The sequence below is a fragment of the Bacillus lumedeiriae genome (assembly GCF_044891285.1).
In the GTDB taxonomy this organism is placed as follows: domain Bacteria; phylum Bacillota; class Bacilli; order Bacillales; family Domibacillaceae; genus Pseudobacillus; species Pseudobacillus lumedeiriae.
Window position 1 is genome coordinate 1 of record NZ_JAUIYO010000006.1, and the last position, 17,301, is coordinate 17,301.

A 17,301-nucleotide genomic window follows, 5' to 3' on the forward strand; every position below is an offset into this window, starting at 1 on the left:
ATTATTATAAATAATCCTATAATTTTTTAGAAATAATGAGATTATTCATACAATTTTTTGTTGTTTGATTTATAGACACCCATATTCTTGCTCTCCTTATTAGTTATCCCATTCATCAGCTTAACAGCTTTTTTGATCTTTCTATATTTACCGGTAGAAATTTGAAATGACAAGTAAAGCAACTTGTTTCACTTCCTGCATACGGGGTAACTAGACGTAGGAACAGATTTATTTAAAGGAGTGATTATGTGTACTTAGATACTTTCGTCAACCAAAAAATCCAAATTAGACTTCGCAACTTTCCAGAAGAACTTGTCGGCTCTATCACGGGTATTTATCATCCGGAAGATTGGTACATGGTGAAGTTAATGCACGTGGAAAGCATGGGAATCTGGGTCGAAAACCCTTGTCACAAACGAACTGAGGTATTAGATGACACAGGAACCGAAATCCCAGCCGACCAACAAAAAGAAGAAACATGCCCTGTTCACCTCTTCATCAGATGGGAATATATCAGTTCAGTTATCACATTCCCTAACAAAGATACTGTCGGCCTCGATAAAAAAGCCACACTCATCGGCTTCCATGCTTAAATACTGCAAATAACTTACTTTAAACATCCCACACCTAATTGACTTTCTTCCTCAATCCTTGTTATACTAAATAGTTAGCATTTTCATCATGAATTGTACGAAGAAAGAAGGTGTGCGCCTTGTTACCAGAACAGCGTAAAAAGATGATAATTTTAATGATAAATATGTTCATTGCGGTTGGCAGCTTCGGTATTATTATTCCTATTCTCCCTGCTTACTTAGTCTCTATCGGCGAAGGTGGGACGGCTGCTGGGTTAATGATCGCCATTTTTTCTGGCACTCAGCTCCTCATGTCCCCCCTGGCTGGAAAATGGGCCGATCAATATGGCCGTCGAATTATGATCATCGTCGGGCTTAGCGGACTGGCTCTATCAATGTTCGTGTTTTATTTTTCTAATTCGATCGGTATTTTATATGTGTCGCGCGCCATTGGCGGAATCGGTGCCGCCTTGTTAATTCCAGCTATCTTCGCCTATGTTGCGGATATCACGACAATGGAGCAGCGTGCCAAAGGCAACAGCCTGATTTCTGCCGCTATGTCCCTTGGATTCGTCGTTGGCCCTGGTGTCGGCGGATTCTTTACAGACTTCGGATTAAAAATACCGCTGCTCGTCTCTGCAATTGTCGGGCTCGCTGCTGTCATCTTTTCTGCTATTTGGTTAAAAGAAAGCAAAGAAACAGGCAGCTTTTCATCAGAAGCAGATTCGGATCCAATGGTGAAAAAACTGGCGCAATCTGTTCATAAACCGTACTTTATTCCGCTCGTTATTACTCTTGTCATGAGCTTCGGTTTAATGGCCTATGAGTCCATTATTGGACTTTTTCTAAATGACGAATTTAGCGCCACTCCACAAGAAATCGCTATAATGGTGACGGTAAATGGAATTCTTAGTGTCATCGTGCAAATATTCGTCGTTGACCGCATCGTACGTAGGTATGGTGAAGGAACAGTACTGAATATATTTCTCGCTGTCATAGCAGCTGGTTTCTTATTATCGTTGTTTTCTTCCAGCTACGTTTTATTTTTTATCGTTACACTTACTATTTTTTCTGCTTCATCCATTTTACGCCCGGTGTTGAATACACTGATCTCCAAACTTGCAGGCAATGAACAGGGATTTGCGATGGGCATGAATAATGCTTATATGAGTATCGGCAATGTGCTCGGACCAATGCTCGCCGGTCTTCTATACGACGTGCATATGTACTCCCCATTCCTACTCGGCCTTATCGTTCTTGTCGTTACGTTTCTCATCTCAATGACGTGGCAAAAAAGAAAAAAAATAGAACATCACGATCCAGCTTTGCTTAAATAGGAAAAGAATCAAAAAAAGAAGATGTCGGAAAATTTCTGACATCTTCTTTTTCATTCAATGAATGTCTTTCTGCTGCTTACTAATCACAAATATGCGATAGACTTACTCTATCGCATATCCACCAAATTTTACATCATACTTTTTATTAAACTGTCAATCATGGCAGGAGTATGAATGAAAGCACTATCAATATGAAGACGTTCTGTACGCTGATGCGCATCTTTGCCGAATGGTCCGACATTGAATACAGGAGCTTGCAGTTGACGCATATCCTCAAAAGGAATACTATAAACCTCGCCCCAGACTGGTGTATTCTGTTCAAAAGCCGCCCATCCGTCAGAATCGTCTGTATATTGGACATAACTCAAATCACAGAGACCATTAAAATAATGCATTTGGTTCACTTCTACATCGAACTTTCGAGCTGTTTCCTGCACTAACTTCACGGAATCAATGATAAGCGGATCGTTAGATGTATTCACAGCTGGATAATATGGCGGTGTAAACAATAATACAATAGCCGGCGCAAGTTCCTGGCATTGAATCAGAAGTTTGTCAGCAATTCGCAGTGATTTTTCACGTTCATCCCATTCCTCATTTTCCAGAACGTCCCTCTTTGTTTGTTCAATAAACTCTGTACCGAGTTTTTTCTCCGCATAAGAAAGCAGTTTTTCATAACGCAATACTTGAACTTGTCCTACACCTTCAATTTGTTCATGCTGGCAAAGCGCTTTATATGACTCATTACACTTCTGTGCTGCTTCCTGTGCTATCTGCTCGAATAAATCCATAATTTCAGAAGCTGTTCGTTTCATAAGAAAAACGTTGTAAAGCGCAACTGCACGATAAGGTGTCTGTGTGGAATATTGCAACTTCAAGTCCTTTTGCTGAAGCGACACTGGCAAAGGTGTGTTTTCCCCAAGATCTTTCTCATGGAAAAGAGGATTCCACTCCATCAACTGCGTCAGGAATGAAGCAATATAGTTAGCCGTCATTCCTTTTAGCGGTTCACCAACATGTGTTTCCTTTCCGTAAAATAGAGCGGCCGGCATAATTTTTCCGATCGTTCCAGAATAGATGTAATGTTTGTCATCACCTGGTTTCTGGGAGAAAGACGGTTCACTATTTAAAAACATTTTATAAGAAAGGTCATATTTATCACGCATATTTACGAGTTCTGTAACAGCTGCTCTCATCCCCGAAGAATTCACTTCTTCATCAGGAACGGTTAATAGGATCAGATTGATTGGCCATTGCTCAATACTTGCTTTTTCGATTAGACCCATATGAAGAGCAAGACCCATTTTCATATCCATTGTGCCCCGTCCAAACAAATACTTTCCAGATTCGAGATCAATACGCGCTCCTTCCGGTAAACTATCTTTGCGATTAAGCAATTCCTTCGTCAGCTCTTCTGGATGAAAAGCGAGCGGTTCAAGATCTCCATACTCTTCAGTCTGGACTGTATCAAAATGGCTGATTAATACGACTGTCTCCTTTGCCTCGGGATGTTTGTAAAAAGCAGTCACAAAATGTCGGCCAAGATCAGCTTTATGAAGTGATAGATAGTCCGGATTATCTTTGAAATAATCCAGCTCATTTAATTTCTCTTGAACGTTATAAGCAAATCTTCGTTCTCCATCTGTAAGTGTACGGCTTTCCCAACTGACAAGTTCACATAACAGCGCACGAAGCGTTTCAGGAGTTCCCCATAATAATCGGCTCATTATAATCACCTTTCCAATTTGTTTTGAGCTGTTCCATAAGTGTCTGACCTCATCGTTGATACACGGCCTATAGCGGATGTTCATCCTTCTAATATACATTATCTTGTTGTGGGGTCTGACACTTTGCTTTGGGAACAGTCTCGTCTCATCTGAAGTTTTAGAAGCGTAAAGATAAGCAGCTTAATCCGCCGTCTTGCTTACGAACCTCTGACATGTCTAATTCGATCGTTTTGTGACCAGCTTCATTGATTTGACGTTTCGTATCTTCATACCCTTTTGGAATAATTACATAGTCATTTACAGCGATACAGTTTGCGCAATATGTTTCTTCAACAGTAACTTTAATTTGTTTGTATTGTGCAAAATCAGGATGATCGATAAATTCACCCGCAACTACGATCACGTTGTCTCCAAGGTAAGCAATTCCTGTTTTTAAATGGAAGAATTCTTTTAGTTGAATAATTGTCGCTTTATAGCCTTCAGATTCGAAGATTTCCTTTAACTGGCGTGCCCCTTCTGTGTTCGTACGCTCAGAAATACCGATGTAGAAATGGTCTTCAATTTGAAGGATATCTCCTCCATCTAATGTTCCAGGAGCAGTAATATAATGGAATTTTTCATAGAAATTCTTTAGAACAGATTCCATTTCTTTGATCTCGCCGTTTCTTGAATCAGCTCCTGGATTCGTAATAACAGCAAATTCTGGAGTTAAAACAGCCGTATCTTCAACGAATGTTGAATCTGGGAATTCTTCGCTTGCTGGCAAGTGTGTCACTTCAACACCGCATTGTTTTAAAGCTTCCACATAAGCCTCATGCTGCTCTAGTAATTTTCCATAATCCGGAGTACCAAGGTCAGATGTTGTTAATCCATTTACATAGCTCTTTCCAGGTGTTTTTACGATCACATTTTTAAACATACTTTATCCCTCCATTATTTATCATGCAGCATTTTTATTATTGATTTGTACGTACAACCGGACATGTTAAACAAGTTGGACCACCAGTACCTTTGTAGCTGATTTCTTGTCCTTTGTATTCATATACTGTGGCTCCTGCATCAAGGAGCTGCTGTTTCGTGCAATCGTTTCCAGAAACCATCACACAAACACGGGGAGCTAGCGCAAGCACATTGCAGCCTAAGCTCATATATTCATCGTATGGCACTTCAACTAGTTGGATGCCGCGTTCGATCAGCATTTGTCTGAAAAAGACTGGCATAAGACGGGAATGAACGACCGCTAAGTCACGATCAACCATACTGATAAAGGACATCAAATGGAGACACTCTGCTTCTCCTTGATCGTGTGGCAGCTGAACAACGATAAACTCATCAACGAGGTGAGCCGTCATTTCTTTTAATTGACGAATCGCTTCGTCATTCGTGCGATAACCACGCCCAACAACAAGTGTCCGGTCATCCAGCCACACAATATCTCCGCCGTCTGCCACTGCGTCACCAGTTAATTCACCAATAATTGGGATGTTCTTTTCTTCAAGGAATTCCTTATAAACACCTGCTTCAGGCTGTCTCAATTCTTTTCCTGACTTTAAAATAATGGCGCCTTCACTTGTGAATTTAACAGGGTCATGCGCATATAAGGAGTCCATGCCGACTTTTGATGATCGAGGTAAATAATCGATGTTAGGAACATGCTTTTCTAAAATAGAGATAAAGTCAGCATACTCTGTTACGGACTCATTAAAATCAGGTGCTTCTATATAATTAAACTCTTTCCATTCTTTATTGATTTGCTCTTGGCTGATAAAGGCGTTGTTTGGATGTTTTACGATCACGCGTTCTAATGGTTTGTACATAGACGAACAATGTGTCATTTTCTACCCCTTCTTCCTTTGTAGACTTTTCCGTATAACGGAAAACTATTCCGTTGATAGGAAACTTTATTAAATTATAAATTTGAATATGGTATACTGTCAATACGTTTTAATTATTTTAATAAGTTTTTATTTCATGTAATGAAGGATAAGGGATGGGTGATAAATGTATGCAATCGATTGATCGGGCAATGAACGTGATTAATGTATTAGTTTCTAAATCTACAGAAAACTGGCTGTCTATTACGGAACTATCGCAAGAATGCGATCTTCCTATCAGTTCCATGCATCGTTTGTTAAAAGCGATGTCTAAACACGGCTTAATCCAACAAGATGAACAATCCAAACAATACGGTTTAGGTAATATTTGGTTGGAATATGGCCTGCAAATGTATGACAAAATGGACTATGTCAGTAAAATAAGACCTGAGTTGGAAATTTTAATGAACCAAGTAGAAGAAAGCGTCTATCTTAGTCAGCCAACCGGAATGGAGTCGCTTATTATCGAACGCATCGACAGTGAAAAGAATCAAATTCGGGTGTATGACCAACTCGGCTTAAAAGTCCCAATGCCCGTTGGAGCTGCTAATAAGGTGATGCTTGCATATATGCCCTATAAGCAAGCAAAAAAAATTGTAGATACTCTTCTCCCAGAACAGGAAAGATCTGCTCTTTGGGATACGCTGCAAGAAACTAAAATGAAAGGATATGGCATGAGTCACAGTGAAAGGACAGAAGGCACCATCTCTGTTGCTGCTCCGATCCTGGACCATTTTGGAGAAGTTTATGGTGCAGTGAGTATCGGGATTGTCAGCTTTAATTTGACAGATGACAGACTTAATTTTCTTATTAAGAATGTGATAGAAACAGGTAAGCGCATTTCTGCAAAATTAGGATATAGGGGATCATAAAAATAAATTACAAAAACAAGGAATGGATCGGTATTTACGAACCGATCCATTCCTTGTTTAATCAATACCTAAGCTAATACTAGATTACATTTCCATTACTAGCATCATTGTTTTCCGTAGAATCTACTTTTTTTGCCAGCTTAAATTTATAAAACAACATACAGAAAATCAAAAATCCCAGTCCATAAAACAAGCCAATTCGTTGAGTAGGATCAAAAGCAAGAAACACTAGAATGAACGTGCAGAATCCTAAACAAAACAATGGAACGAACGGATAGAAACGGACTTTATATTGTAATTGCTCTACTTTTCCGCCTGCTTTAATAAACTTTTTCCGGAACATGTATTGTGATAAAGCAATTCCCATCCACGAAATCGTCACAGCAATTCCTGCGATTGACATAAGCAATACGAATACAGTATCAGCAGCAATAAAGCTAGTTAATAACGACAATAGCGAAAAAGACATTGTAAATACAAGCGCATTGAACGGTACCTTTCTTTTCGACAGCTTTCCGAACATCTTAGGTGCCATTCCATCATTAGCCATCGACCATAGTAAACGTGTAGACGCGTAAATGCATGAATTTCCAACTGAGAGAATAGCAGTTAAAATAATGAAATTCATGATACCCGCTGCATAAGGAACTCCTGCAATCTTCATTAAAGTAACAAAAGGACTTTCTAATAAACCTAATTCAGACGAAGGGAAGATAGCCGATAGAACAATAATGGAAGCTATATAAAATATAATAATTCTGAAAAGTACATTTCGAATCGCTCTAGGTATATTTTTTTCGGGATCTTCACTTTCTCCCGCAGCAATACCTATTAATTCTGAGCCTTGGTAGGAAAATATAACATTCATCATTGTAATAAAGATAATCGCAATCCCTGCTGGAAACAGTCCAGAAGGAGCTAAATTCGTAAAGAATGGTGTTGGACGATCAGATAAAGGAATAAAACCAAATATTCCTGCAATTCCAATTACAATAAATGCGATGACTGCAACCACCTTTATAGCAGAGAACCAATACTCTGCCTCTGCGAAACCTCTCGTAGTTAACGCATTTAGTGCAAATAAAAGCACGATGAACACAGCACACCAAATCCATACAGGTGTATGAGGGAACCATTGTTTCATCAAAATTCCAGCTGCTGTAAACTCGACTCCTGCAGTAGCGGCCGATCCTACAAAATACATCCATCCAAGCGAAAAACCGGCAGAGGGGCTAATATATTCAGCAGCATATTTTTGGAATGAACCTGTAACCGGCATGTGAACAGCAAGCTCGCCTAGGCAAACCATTACCATATATAAAATCAAACCACCAACTAAATAACCAAACAAAGCTCCTCCGGCACCTGCTTGGTTAATTGTATAGCCTACATTCAAAAAAAGGCCGGTGCCAATTACTCCTCCGAGCGAAAGCATAAATAAATGGCGTTTTTTCATGGAGCGATTTAACTGCTCATGGGATTGAATATCTTTCATGATATTCCCCTCCTATCCTTGGAATATTTACTGTTTCCCTTAAAATGAAACCGCTTCCTTAATAGAATATGGCTTTGAATTCACTAAACTCCCGTCCTGCCAGCTTCTATTTTCCGTACAGTGGAATAAAATTCTATCTAAAGGAAATGTTATTGGTTAAATTATAAATAATATATAGTCAACCCGTCAATCTTTTTTAAATAGTCGGAAATATTTTTATAAAAGAAAAATTTATTTCCATCTCCTGCACTCAATAAGATTCCTTTCGCTTCACAACGAAGCCGAATTGACATAAGAAAAGGCTGACTCAAAAACAAAATGTCAGACACTACAGCAATATATTGTATATTAGAATAATTAATATCTACTATATACAGTATACTACTAGTGAAGTCAGACTGTTTTGAGTCAACCTATCGCTGGATAAAATCTTTTATTTATGTTGTTTTTTGGATGATGACTACTTTTAAATAATCACCTTCTTTAAACTCCGGATTCGTTTTAAAATCTTTAGGCAGACCGAATTCGCGCAGGATGTTATATGTATCACCCGTTTCTTTAAATGCCTTTTCAATAAATCCTTTGAATTTTCTCATACTGAATGTGCTGCAGTTGGAGGAAGCAACGATGATGCCGTTTTTTTCTGTAATTTGAATCGCTTCCTGGAGCAGCGCCGGGTAATCCTTCCCCGCACTAAATGTGTGCTTTTTGGAACGGGCAAAGCTTGGCGGATCAAGGATCACCATATCAAACGTTAATTGCTTTCGAACTGCATATTTAAAATAGTTGAACACATCTTCTACAATGATATCCTGTGTCCCATCATCGATTCCATTGATCATAAAGTGCTCCGCTGTTTTGCTTCTGCTGCGGTTAGCAAGGTCCACACTCGTCGTCTTGGCAGCTCCTCCGAGTGCGGCCGCAATAGAAAATGCTCCCGTATACGAAAAAGTATTTAACACATGCTTTCCATCTGCATAGTTCTCTCGAATGGCTTTTCGTACATCCCGCTGATCAAGAAACACCCCGACCATAGCTCCTTCATTTAAATAAATCGCAAAGTTCATGCCATTTTCTTTTACGATTAACGGAGCTGGCGCATGCTCTCCTATTACAAAATCATCGTCCTCCATATACGCACCCTTCTTAGCAAACCGCTTTTTTTCATAGATGCCTTTCACATCCATTAAAGCCATTAATGAATCAATGATGGCTGCTTTAAAGCGATATATGCCTTCGCTATACCAATTAATTAAGTAAAAACCGTCAAAATAATCGATCGTCATGCCGCCGATCCCATCACCTTCACCATTAAACACCCTGAAAGCCGTCGTATCCTGATCATTAAAAAAAGCAGCCCGCTCGTCTAATGCACGTTTGATTTTACCTTTAAAGAATTCTTTATTGATCCCCTCATGGGCATTCTTACTTAACACCCAGCCGATCCCTTTATTTTGTTCTCCATAATACCCCTGTGCAATAAATTGTCCTCTCTCATCAACCAGCTCAATAAGTGTTCCTTCCGACGTTACATCCTGTTTATTGATTACCGCCTCTGCATCAACAAGCGGATAGCCCGCTTTCATTTTCTTCACAAAAGCCGGCTTTACTTTCAAACGCACTTTATTATTCATTTCGTCACTCATTCCTAGTTTATTTTCTGGCTATTTCTAAAGGCTTTGTTAAACTCGCCTATTGATTTCTGCTGGGGGCGCTCCTATCAACCAAGGGGTAAAATCAACACTAGTCATTAACATAACCTTTCTAAAAAATAATTCCGTTTCACTTTCTCTGCTTATGAGCTATTTTACACATTATCCTACTAAAACAACCGCCTGCAGCCGCCATCATCAAAAAAACAGGGGTTGTTCCAAACCAAAGGAACAGCCCCTGCTTCTTCATTAACCAATAGTAAAACCGATCTTGCCTAATTGATCAGCTTTTTCCAATCTTTCAAACGCTTTACTAAATTCACTGAGTGGATACACTTCATCCATGATTGGTTTGATTTGATGGTTCTCAATAAACTTTAACATGTCATGATACTCTTCTGTACTTCCCATCGTCGAACCAAGAAGGTTAAACTGCCCATAGAAAAAAGTACGGAGGTTGATTGACACCTCGTCTCCCGTGGAAGAACCGAACGTGACAATCGTGCCGCCCGGACGCAGCTGTTCCAATGATTTGTTGAACGTTGCTGCTCCGACACACTCAATAACGAGATCCATTTTTTCCCCTTCGAGCACTTCTGTCCAATCTGCGTTACTGTCAAGCGCCTTGTCTGCGCCAAGGGCCAGTGCTTTTTCGTTCTTTTCTTTTGAACGTGACGTGACATACACGACCGCTCCTGCCGCTTTCGCAAATTGCAGTAAAAATGTCGCTACACCGCTTCCGATTCCTGGAATCAATACTTTCATTCCCGGCTTCACTTGCCCTCGTGTGAACAACGCACGATATGCTGTTAGTGCAGCCAATGACAAGACTCCGGCTTCTTCCCACGTTAAGTAGGCCGGCTTTGATGCCACATTTTCAGCAGGGACAATAATTTTCTCTGCAAACGTTCCATGAAAAGGAAGACCGACAACTTCAAATCCTGCAGGAGGAGCCTCACTGTTTTTCTGCCAGCCTAGTCCCGGATTGATCATCACTTCATCGCCCACTTCAACTCCTGTTACTCCCTCTCCGACAGCTTCTACAATTCCAGCCCCATCAGAGCCAATAATTAAAGGCGGATCTGTTGGTTTATGACGGTTAAGCACGAATAAATCCCGATGATTTAATCCCGCTGTTTTCAGCCGAACACTCACTTCCCCAGCTCCCGGCTGTCTTTCTTCCATTTCTCGATATGTAAGTCCGCCAAAACCCAATGTTTCCGCATGAACAATTGCCTTCATTCCTATCCCTCCATGTCCGTTAACAGTCTATCTATCTAACATTTGAGCAGGTGTCCTTCTTCGGTGTCCAAACGATCGCTCCTTCTCTTTATTTTAGTATGAAGCGAAGTGGTTTGCCACTACGCTGTTTTATTCGTTTACTCAAATAGATGCAGAGCCTGAGCAAATCTAGAAATACCTTCTTTAATTTCACTTGCATCCGGGCGGGAAAATGTAAAACGCATATTTCCTTTTTCTGATCCTAGTAAACGCCCTGGAACAAAAGCCACCCCATGATTGATCGCTTCTTCTAATAATTTATTTTCATCGATATCCGCGTTTAACTTCGCCCACAAATGTATACCGCCATCTGGGACTTGAAACGTCACTTTGCTGCCTAAATATTCCCTCATACTCGTCACTAGCAAATCCCTTTTTCGCTTGAGTTCAGTTCTTAATAAAGCGATGTGATTGGAAAAACTGTCTGAAGACAAAAATTGATCAGCCACCCATTGCGGAAAGATACTATGCCCGAAATCAATTTGCTGCTTGGCATCTGCCAGCCGCTCAATCACAGCCTCTGGTCCGATCATCCAGCCTATTCTTAATCCTGATGCCACCACCTTAGTTAATGAAGTGATATAGACGACGCTGCCGTTTTGATCCATTGACTTTAAGGTAGAATTAATTTTTCCTGAAAAAGAAGTAAGGCTGTACGGATCATCTTCAATAATTGGAATTCCATATAAAGAAGATAACTCCAAGATTTGCTTCCTTCGCCGATGATGAAGAACAGTACCGGTAGGGTTTTGAAAGTTAGGATTTAAAAACACCATGCGAATGCGATGTTTTTCGTACAAAGAAAGAATGTCTTCCGGCCGTACCCCATGTTTATCTACGGGCAGCAAGAATGTCCGCAGGCCGGCAGACTGAAACAACGGCAGTGAAAAATTGTAAGAAGGATCTTCTATCGCCACCGCATCACCTGGCTTTAACAAACACTGGACGATTAAATGAATTGCTTGCTGAGCGCCAGAAGTAATCATTATTGATGAAGTCCCGGTCTCAATCTTTTTGTACTCCTTTACGTGCGAAACAACCGTTTCCCGAAGTGATAAATTCCCTTTTGGATGATCATAGCCAAGAAAACCATCAAACGTTTTTTCAGATAATAGTTTTTGAAAATACAGCAACGGAAACAAATCCGCAGATAGTTCACCAGTAGCGAAATTAATGATGTCCTTTTCCCAAGTTTCTTTACGAATTCGTCTTGCTAAAGGATCGTTAGGCAAGAGCGAACCAAACTCGACATACCGATTCCAATTTGGCGTACGCTTTTTTGACAATCCCCATATATCGGCGGAAACATGCGTACCGCTTCCTTCTCTTCTAGTAACAATCCCTGCTGCCCGAAGTTCTTCATAAGCGGCAGTTACAGTGCTGCGATTTACCTTTAATTCCTTTGCTAATGTCCGCTCTGATGGTAGTTTACTTCCAGCACCATAGTCACCATTCGAGATTTTACGTTCAATATATTGGGCAATCTGCTTATATATCGGCTGTTTATCTGTGTGATCTGGCTTCCATTCCATTCATCTTGCCCCTTTCACCTTTACTAACAAAGCAAAAAACCTGTCTCTTAGGTTTGTAGACAGGTCTTGATAAAAGGACTATTTTGTATACGTTGAGATGCTAAATAAAGGTAGAAAAGCTCATTTCCTTAAAAAGCAATATACAGACCTACTGCTGCTAGGGAAAGCGTCACTACGACAGCATAAATCCATGATAAACGAGCGATGTTTCCTTTCGCCGCTTGTCTATACTCATTGTCTCCCCTAGTGCTTAGCATTGTCCCATAAGCCCCGACTGCTACCAAAAGCACAGTACATATGAATAATATAACCATCTTTCTCTCCTCTCACACCGCACATATAACATACTTACTCTCTATTTTAAGCCATTTTCTTAAAAAAGGACCATCCACTTTACGATTAATTTGCCCATCCACTTTAGGAAAAGGAGCATAATTCCGCCTATTTTTCTAAAATAGATTATAATAAATCTAATTCTATCATAAGGAGTTGGCATTTAAAATGAAAGATGAACTTCTATACATAGGCCAGAAAATCGTGGACAATCACCTAACTCTAGCACACAGGGTAGAAAGTTCATTAAATGAAGAAGGGAAACAACACTTAACGAAAGCTAACTTGTCATTAAACGAGCAAACGAACTATCGGGCCGAGCTCATGAAATGTTTCGGCCGGGCTTTATATGAAGAAGGAAGCCTCGTTGCCGAAGAGGTGGAAAAGTGGGGAAGGAAAACAGCCGAAATCGCTATTCAATACAATATTTCCTTAAGTAATGTTTTAAGAGAAGTGGCGACTTATCGTACAGTCATTTGGGATGTATTCACAGTGGAGTTGGAACAGAGAAGGTTCGCAGCGATCACAATGCTTGATGTATCAAAAATGATTGACCCTTTAATTGATCAAGTATGTAAAGTGATTGGTGAGGTGTACGAAGCCCACAGCAATAAATTAATGAAAATCGCTTATACAGCACTCGAAGAACTATCTGTTCCTGTTGTTCCTATCGCAGAAGGCATAGCAGTGATTCCACTCGTTGGAGCCATTGATACACACCGGGCCAAGCTCATCATGGACGTTGCGTTGAATGAAGGAGCCCGCATGAGTCTGTCCCATATGATTATTGATGTATCCGGTGTCCCTATTATCGACACAATGGTAGGTGATCAACTCTTTCAAGTGATCAGAGCATTAAAGTTAATAGGAGTTGAAGCCCATTTAACCGGCATCCGGCCCGAAATCGCTCAAACCATCGTTAATCTTGGCATTCATTTTGATGAATTGAATCCCTTCGTCAATCTTCAAGAAGCATTAAAAAGGTTACATTTTGGAAAACAATCGAATCTATAATGCAAAAAAGGACTGTCTCACAATATAGGTCAGCCCCCACATCAACAATACATTGTATATGTCATGGATGAACATCCACTGTATACAGTCTATTGAAAGTGAGATCAGACCTTTACGAGACAGTCCCTGTGGTTTAGTGAATTATACTGGCGTTACGTTTGTCGCTTGCGGGCCGCGTTGGCCTTCTTCAACGTCAAATGTTACTTCTTGGCCTTCTTCCAAGGTTTTATAACCTTCTGATTGAATAGCGGAGAAATGAACAAATACGTCCTCGCCGCCTTCTCGTTCAATAAAGCCGAACCCTTTTTCACTGTTAAACCATTTTACTTTACCATGTTCCATTTTTTGTTGCCTCCCAGCTTATAAATAACAGATTGCACTTACAGACTTATGTTATCCCTGTTTACTCTTTTTTAAACTTTGTTTTTACAAAAAAGTATTTTACATAGAAATTCAAATTGGTTCTTCTTGTTTCTCACCGTTTAAAATCAGCTGAAAGGTGACCCTTGCTTTCAATGAATCTGAAACAGCGCAATACTTTTCTTTTCCAAGCTTAATCGCCCGCCAGATCTTTTTGCTGTCTATATTTCCGTCCACTTTAAATGTCACATCAATCGAAGTGAATCCCTTTGGCAGATCTTCTTTTCTCGTACCGTCCGTTTCAATTTCCAGTTTTTCAATGGAGGATAAGTGTGGTTTTAAAATCATTGTCACATCAATGCCGATACAGCCCGCTAATGCCCCTAAGAGCATTTCAGTCGGTGTCACTCCTTCTCCTTTCCCTCCATATGCTTCTGTTGCATCCATGTTCATTTCATATCCTGAATCACCAACAGCTGTAAAAGCGCGCTGTCCATTCCATTTTGCAAGTACTTTCATTTATTGTATCCCTCTCTTCGTTAGATTCATCTCATACCATCTTCAAGAACTTTCTTGCCCGTTCTGTTTCAGGACTGGAGAAAAACTTCTCTGGTGTTCCCTGTTCTACGATCACTCCGTCTGCCATAAAAATAATTCGATCGGCTACTTCGCGGGCAAATTGCATTTCATGTGTCACGATGACCATCGTCATTCCTTCCTTAGCCAGCTCTTTAATGACCATTAATACTTCATCTACTAACTCAGGGTCAAGGGCTGATGTTGGCTCATCAAAAAGCATAATATCCGGTTCCATTGCCAATGCCCTTGCAATGGCTACCCTTTGCTGCTGACCACCGGACAGCCTTGAAGGATATTCATTTCTTTTTTCAAGCATCCCTACTCTTGCAAGCAGACTTTCTCCTTTTTCAATCGCTTTTTCCTTATTCCACTTTTTCACTACAAGCAAAGCTTCAATCACATTTTGCAGTGCGGTTTTATGTGGATATAAATTAAATTGCTGAAAGACCATTCCTGTATGTAAACGAATATCACGAATTCGTTTACTGCGCTCTTTTTTATTTTGCTGTGCATCCGCAACAATTCCGCTTACTTCAATGCTGCCCCCCGTCAATTCCTCAAGCCCGTTCAAACAACGAAGAAGTGTGCTTTTCCCGGAGCCGCTTGGCCCGAGAATGGCAACAACTTCACCAGCATTCACTTGAAAATCAATTTGTTTTAGCACTTCCAAATCATGAAAGCTTTTTGATAAATCGTTCGTTTTTATCATGATAAAACCCCAGCTTATTCATATATTGATAAACGTTTTTCAATTCTTTCTAATAGGAAAGAAAATCCTGTACTCATCACCCAATACATAACTGCGATAGATAAATAAAAAGGCATGTACACATAATATTGGGCAATTAATAACTGTGCTGAACGCAACAGTTCTGTCACAGTAATCACAGAAACGAGTGATGTTTCTTTCAACATTCCGACAAAGGTGTTTCCCATTGGAGGAATGGCGATCCGAATAGCCTGTGGCAAGATAATTCGCTTCATTGTCTGAAATGGCGTCATTCCAGATGCATAGGCTGCTTCTGTCTGTCCTTTTGGAATCGACTGCAGCGCCCCTCGCAGCGCTTCCGATATGTACGCACCGATGTTTATACTTAACGCAATATAAGCAGCCATTAGCGGTTCCAGCCGAATTCCATAATCAACAAGGCCATAGTAGACAATAATAATTTGCACTAATGGCGGAGTTCCTCTAATAATCGAGACATATGCGCGGGCCATCCATCTCACGAACCGATTCCCCTTAAGTCTCGCAATCGCCGTAATGACACCGATAATGAGACCGAAAAACATAGAAACAACAGTAATAAGGAGCGTATAATACGCTCCCTTTAACAAAAATGGCAGATTAGCTATGACAATATCCATTTTACATTTGAAGTCCTTTCTTTTTGCATCGCTTATTCTTGCGGTTCTTCATCAAACCATTTCACGTAAATCTTCTTGTATGTTCCGTCTTTTTTCATTTCACCTAAAATGTTATTCAATTCTTTGACGAAAGCTTCATTGCCTTTACGTACCGCGATCCCCGCTTGATCGGACTTAACTGGTTCACCAACTGCCTTGATTTTAAAACCATTCTTTTCAACAACCGGTTTGATTGCATACATATTATTAATCGTCGCATCGATTCGGCCGGCATCTAAATCCTTTAATGAAGTAATGACATCATCATACGTTTTAATTGTAAAATCGCCTACTTTTGGAAGCAGCTCTGTCCGAAGGTATGTTTCATCATTCGTTCCTAGTCCTACACCGATATCTTTTCCTTTAAAGTCTTCTACTGACTTAATCGTATTATTATCTTTTTGAACAATTACTTTTACATGGTTTGTAATATAAGGATCTGTAAAATCCATTTGTTTTTTGCGCTCATCTGTAATGGTCATTTGACTAATCACTACATCAAATTTGTCCGCCTGTAATCCTGCAATCATTCCAGAAAACTCTTGAGCAACAAACTCCACATCTACCCCTAAGCGCTTTGCAATCTCCTTGGCAATGTCAGCATCAAAACCGTCCATTTCTTTTTTCTCGTTCAAGAAATTGTACGGCTGATACGTTCCCATCAAGCCTACTTTTAACACACCTCGATCTTTCACTTCCTGTAATAACCCAGCCTGAGTGCCGCCTTCTTTAGTTGCCGGCTCCTCCTTGCTTTTTGAGCCGCAGGCACTTAGCAGCAGCGTCAATGTTAATAATAAAATGAACGCTAAATAAGAACGTCTCTTTTTCATCTTTTTCTCTCCCTTTTCGCTATATTCCAAGCAACCCAAAAAACTCAAATCTTACAACTTCCTGCGCCAGATCTTTAGCTGATTTTTCATTAAGACGCGAATCATATGCAGCAGGACCAAATAACCACCTTGAAAGAATCCCTTCAATTAAACTGACTAATAAAGCTGACTGTAAAGCGGGGTCCTTTGAAGGTAAAATCCCCATATGTATGGCTCGCTTAATGTTATTTTGAAACGCTTCTTCCATTTTTATTCGAGTTTCGATAATCGCTTCGTTCACTGAATCTTCACTTTCCATTCCCTTAAGCAAAAGGCCCATGAAATATTTGTTTTTCATCGAGAAGGAAAACAAATCTTCAAACAACTTTTCCGACGCTCTTACAGCATCCTGAACCGTTCCTTTTGATTGCCGGTATCCTTGGGATATAACCTCTAA

18 protein-coding genes are annotated in these 17,301 nt (G+C 40.1%); 4 read left to right on the forward strand and 14 right to left on the reverse strand.

The annotated features are described in order from the left end of the window. Positions 1-248: 248 nt before the first annotated feature. Positions 249-593, forward strand: a complete 345-nt coding sequence (locus tag QYG89_RS09605) for a hypothetical protein (protein ID WP_404316780.1) — start codon at positions 249-251, stop codon at positions 591-593. A 119-nt stretch (positions 594-712) separates the two neighbouring features. Next, positions 713-1,909 carry an MFS transporter gene (locus QYG89_RS09610; RefSeq protein ID WP_404316781.1) on the forward strand — a complete coding sequence of 399 codons (1,197 nt, stop codon included), beginning with the start codon at positions 713-715 and terminating at the stop codon, positions 1,907-1,909. A 128-nt stretch (positions 1,910-2,037) separates the two neighbouring features. Here QYG89_RS09610 and QYG89_RS09615 read toward each other — a convergent pair whose 3' ends face one another. The 3 genes from QYG89_RS09615 to QYG89_RS09625 all read right to left on the reverse strand — a co-directional run bounded on the left by QYG89_RS09615 (position 2,038) and on the right by QYG89_RS09625 (position 5,471). After that, positions 2,038-3,636 (reverse strand): M20/M25/M40 family metallo-hydrolase, encoded by a 1,599-nt coding sequence (locus QYG89_RS09615; protein WP_404316782.1) that lies wholly within the window; start codon positions 3,634-3,636, stop codon positions 2,038-2,040. Positions 3,637-3,793: 157 nt separating this feature from the next. After that, positions 3,794-4,555, reverse strand: coding sequence for a dimethylarginine dimethylaminohydrolase family protein (locus tag QYG89_RS09620; RefSeq protein ID WP_404316783.1), 762 nt, complete (start codon positions 4,553-4,555; stop codon positions 3,794-3,796). Positions 4,556-4,592: 37 nt separating this feature from the next. Further along, complete coding sequence (locus tag QYG89_RS09625; protein WP_404316784.1) at positions 4,593-5,471, reverse strand: dimethylarginine dimethylaminohydrolase family protein; 879 nt, start codon at positions 5,469-5,471, stop codon at positions 4,593-4,595. 155 nt (positions 5,472-5,626) lie between these two features. Between QYG89_RS09625 and QYG89_RS09630 the strand changes: the two genes are divergently transcribed. Further along, positions 5,627-6,382: an IclR family transcriptional regulator gene (locus QYG89_RS09630; protein WP_404316785.1), complete on the forward strand. Its 756-nt coding sequence runs from the start codon at positions 5,627-5,629 to the stop codon at positions 6,380-6,382. Between the two features lie 79 nt (positions 6,383-6,461). Here the strand turns inward: QYG89_RS09630 and QYG89_RS09635 are convergent, their stop codons facing one another. The 5 genes from QYG89_RS09635 to QYG89_RS09655 form a co-directional block, all read right to left on the reverse strand. Then, positions 6,462-7,877, reverse strand: coding sequence for an amino acid permease (locus QYG89_RS09635; RefSeq protein ID WP_404316786.1), 1,416 nt, complete (start codon positions 7,875-7,877; stop codon positions 6,462-6,464). Between the two features lie 437 nt (positions 7,878-8,314). Next, positions 8,315-9,511, reverse strand: a complete 1,197-nt coding sequence (locus tag QYG89_RS09640) for a class I SAM-dependent rRNA methyltransferase (RefSeq protein WP_404316788.1) — start codon at positions 9,509-9,511, stop codon at positions 8,315-8,317. Between the two features lie 267 nt (positions 9,512-9,778). Then, positions 9,779-10,771, reverse strand: coding sequence for a zinc-binding dehydrogenase (locus tag QYG89_RS09645; protein WP_404316789.1), 993 nt, complete (start codon positions 10,769-10,771; stop codon positions 9,779-9,781). Between the two features lie 137 nt (positions 10,772-10,908). Next, on the reverse strand, positions 10,909-12,342 hold the full coding sequence (gene pdxR, locus QYG89_RS09650) for a MocR-like pyridoxine biosynthesis transcription factor PdxR (RefSeq protein ID WP_404316791.1): 1,434 nt from the start codon (positions 12,340-12,342) through the stop codon (positions 10,909-10,911). 128 nt (positions 12,343-12,470) lie between these two features. Continuing rightward, a complete protein-coding gene (locus QYG89_RS09655; protein WP_404316792.1) occupies positions 12,471-12,656 on the reverse strand; it encodes a hypothetical protein in 186 nt (61 codons plus the stop codon). Positions 12,657-12,843: 187 nt separating this feature from the next. Between QYG89_RS09655 and QYG89_RS09660 the strand changes: the two genes are divergently transcribed. Beyond that, a complete protein-coding gene (locus QYG89_RS09660; protein WP_404316793.1) occupies positions 12,844-13,689 on the forward strand; it encodes an STAS domain-containing protein in 846 nt (281 codons plus the stop codon). Positions 13,690-13,830: 141 nt separating this feature from the next. On the opposite strand, the gene QYG89_RS09665 is transcribed toward QYG89_RS09660, so the two are convergent. From QYG89_RS09665 to QYG89_RS09690, 6 genes are all read right to left on the reverse strand, one after another. Then, positions 13,831-14,031 carry a cold-shock protein gene (locus tag QYG89_RS09665; protein ID WP_404316794.1) on the reverse strand — a complete coding sequence of 67 codons (201 nt, stop codon included), beginning with the start codon at positions 14,029-14,031 and terminating at the stop codon, positions 13,831-13,833. Positions 14,032-14,142: 111 nt separating this feature from the next. After that, on the reverse strand, positions 14,143-14,568 hold the full coding sequence (locus tag QYG89_RS09670; protein WP_404316795.1) for an OsmC family protein: 426 nt from the start codon (positions 14,566-14,568) through the stop codon (positions 14,143-14,145). A gap of 31 nt (positions 14,569-14,599) precedes the next feature. Then, entirely contained in the window at positions 14,600-15,337 is a 738-nt protein-coding gene (locus QYG89_RS09675; RefSeq protein WP_404316796.1) for an amino acid ABC transporter ATP-binding protein, read from the reverse strand. Between the two features lie 14 nt (positions 15,338-15,351). Further along, positions 15,352-15,996 (reverse strand): amino acid ABC transporter permease, encoded by a 645-nt coding sequence (locus QYG89_RS09680; protein ID WP_404316797.1) that lies wholly within the window; start codon positions 15,994-15,996, stop codon positions 15,352-15,354. Positions 15,997-16,028: 32 nt separating this feature from the next. Then, positions 16,029-16,865 (reverse strand): substrate-binding periplasmic protein, encoded by an 837-nt coding sequence (locus QYG89_RS09685; RefSeq protein WP_404316799.1) that lies wholly within the window; start codon positions 16,863-16,865, stop codon positions 16,029-16,031. A gap of 19 nt (positions 16,866-16,884) precedes the next feature. Continuing rightward, positions 16,885-17,229 (reverse strand): hypothetical protein, encoded by a 345-nt coding sequence (locus QYG89_RS09690; RefSeq protein ID WP_404316800.1) that lies wholly within the window; start codon positions 17,227-17,229, stop codon positions 16,885-16,887. Positions 17,230-17,301 lie beyond the last annotated feature (72 nt).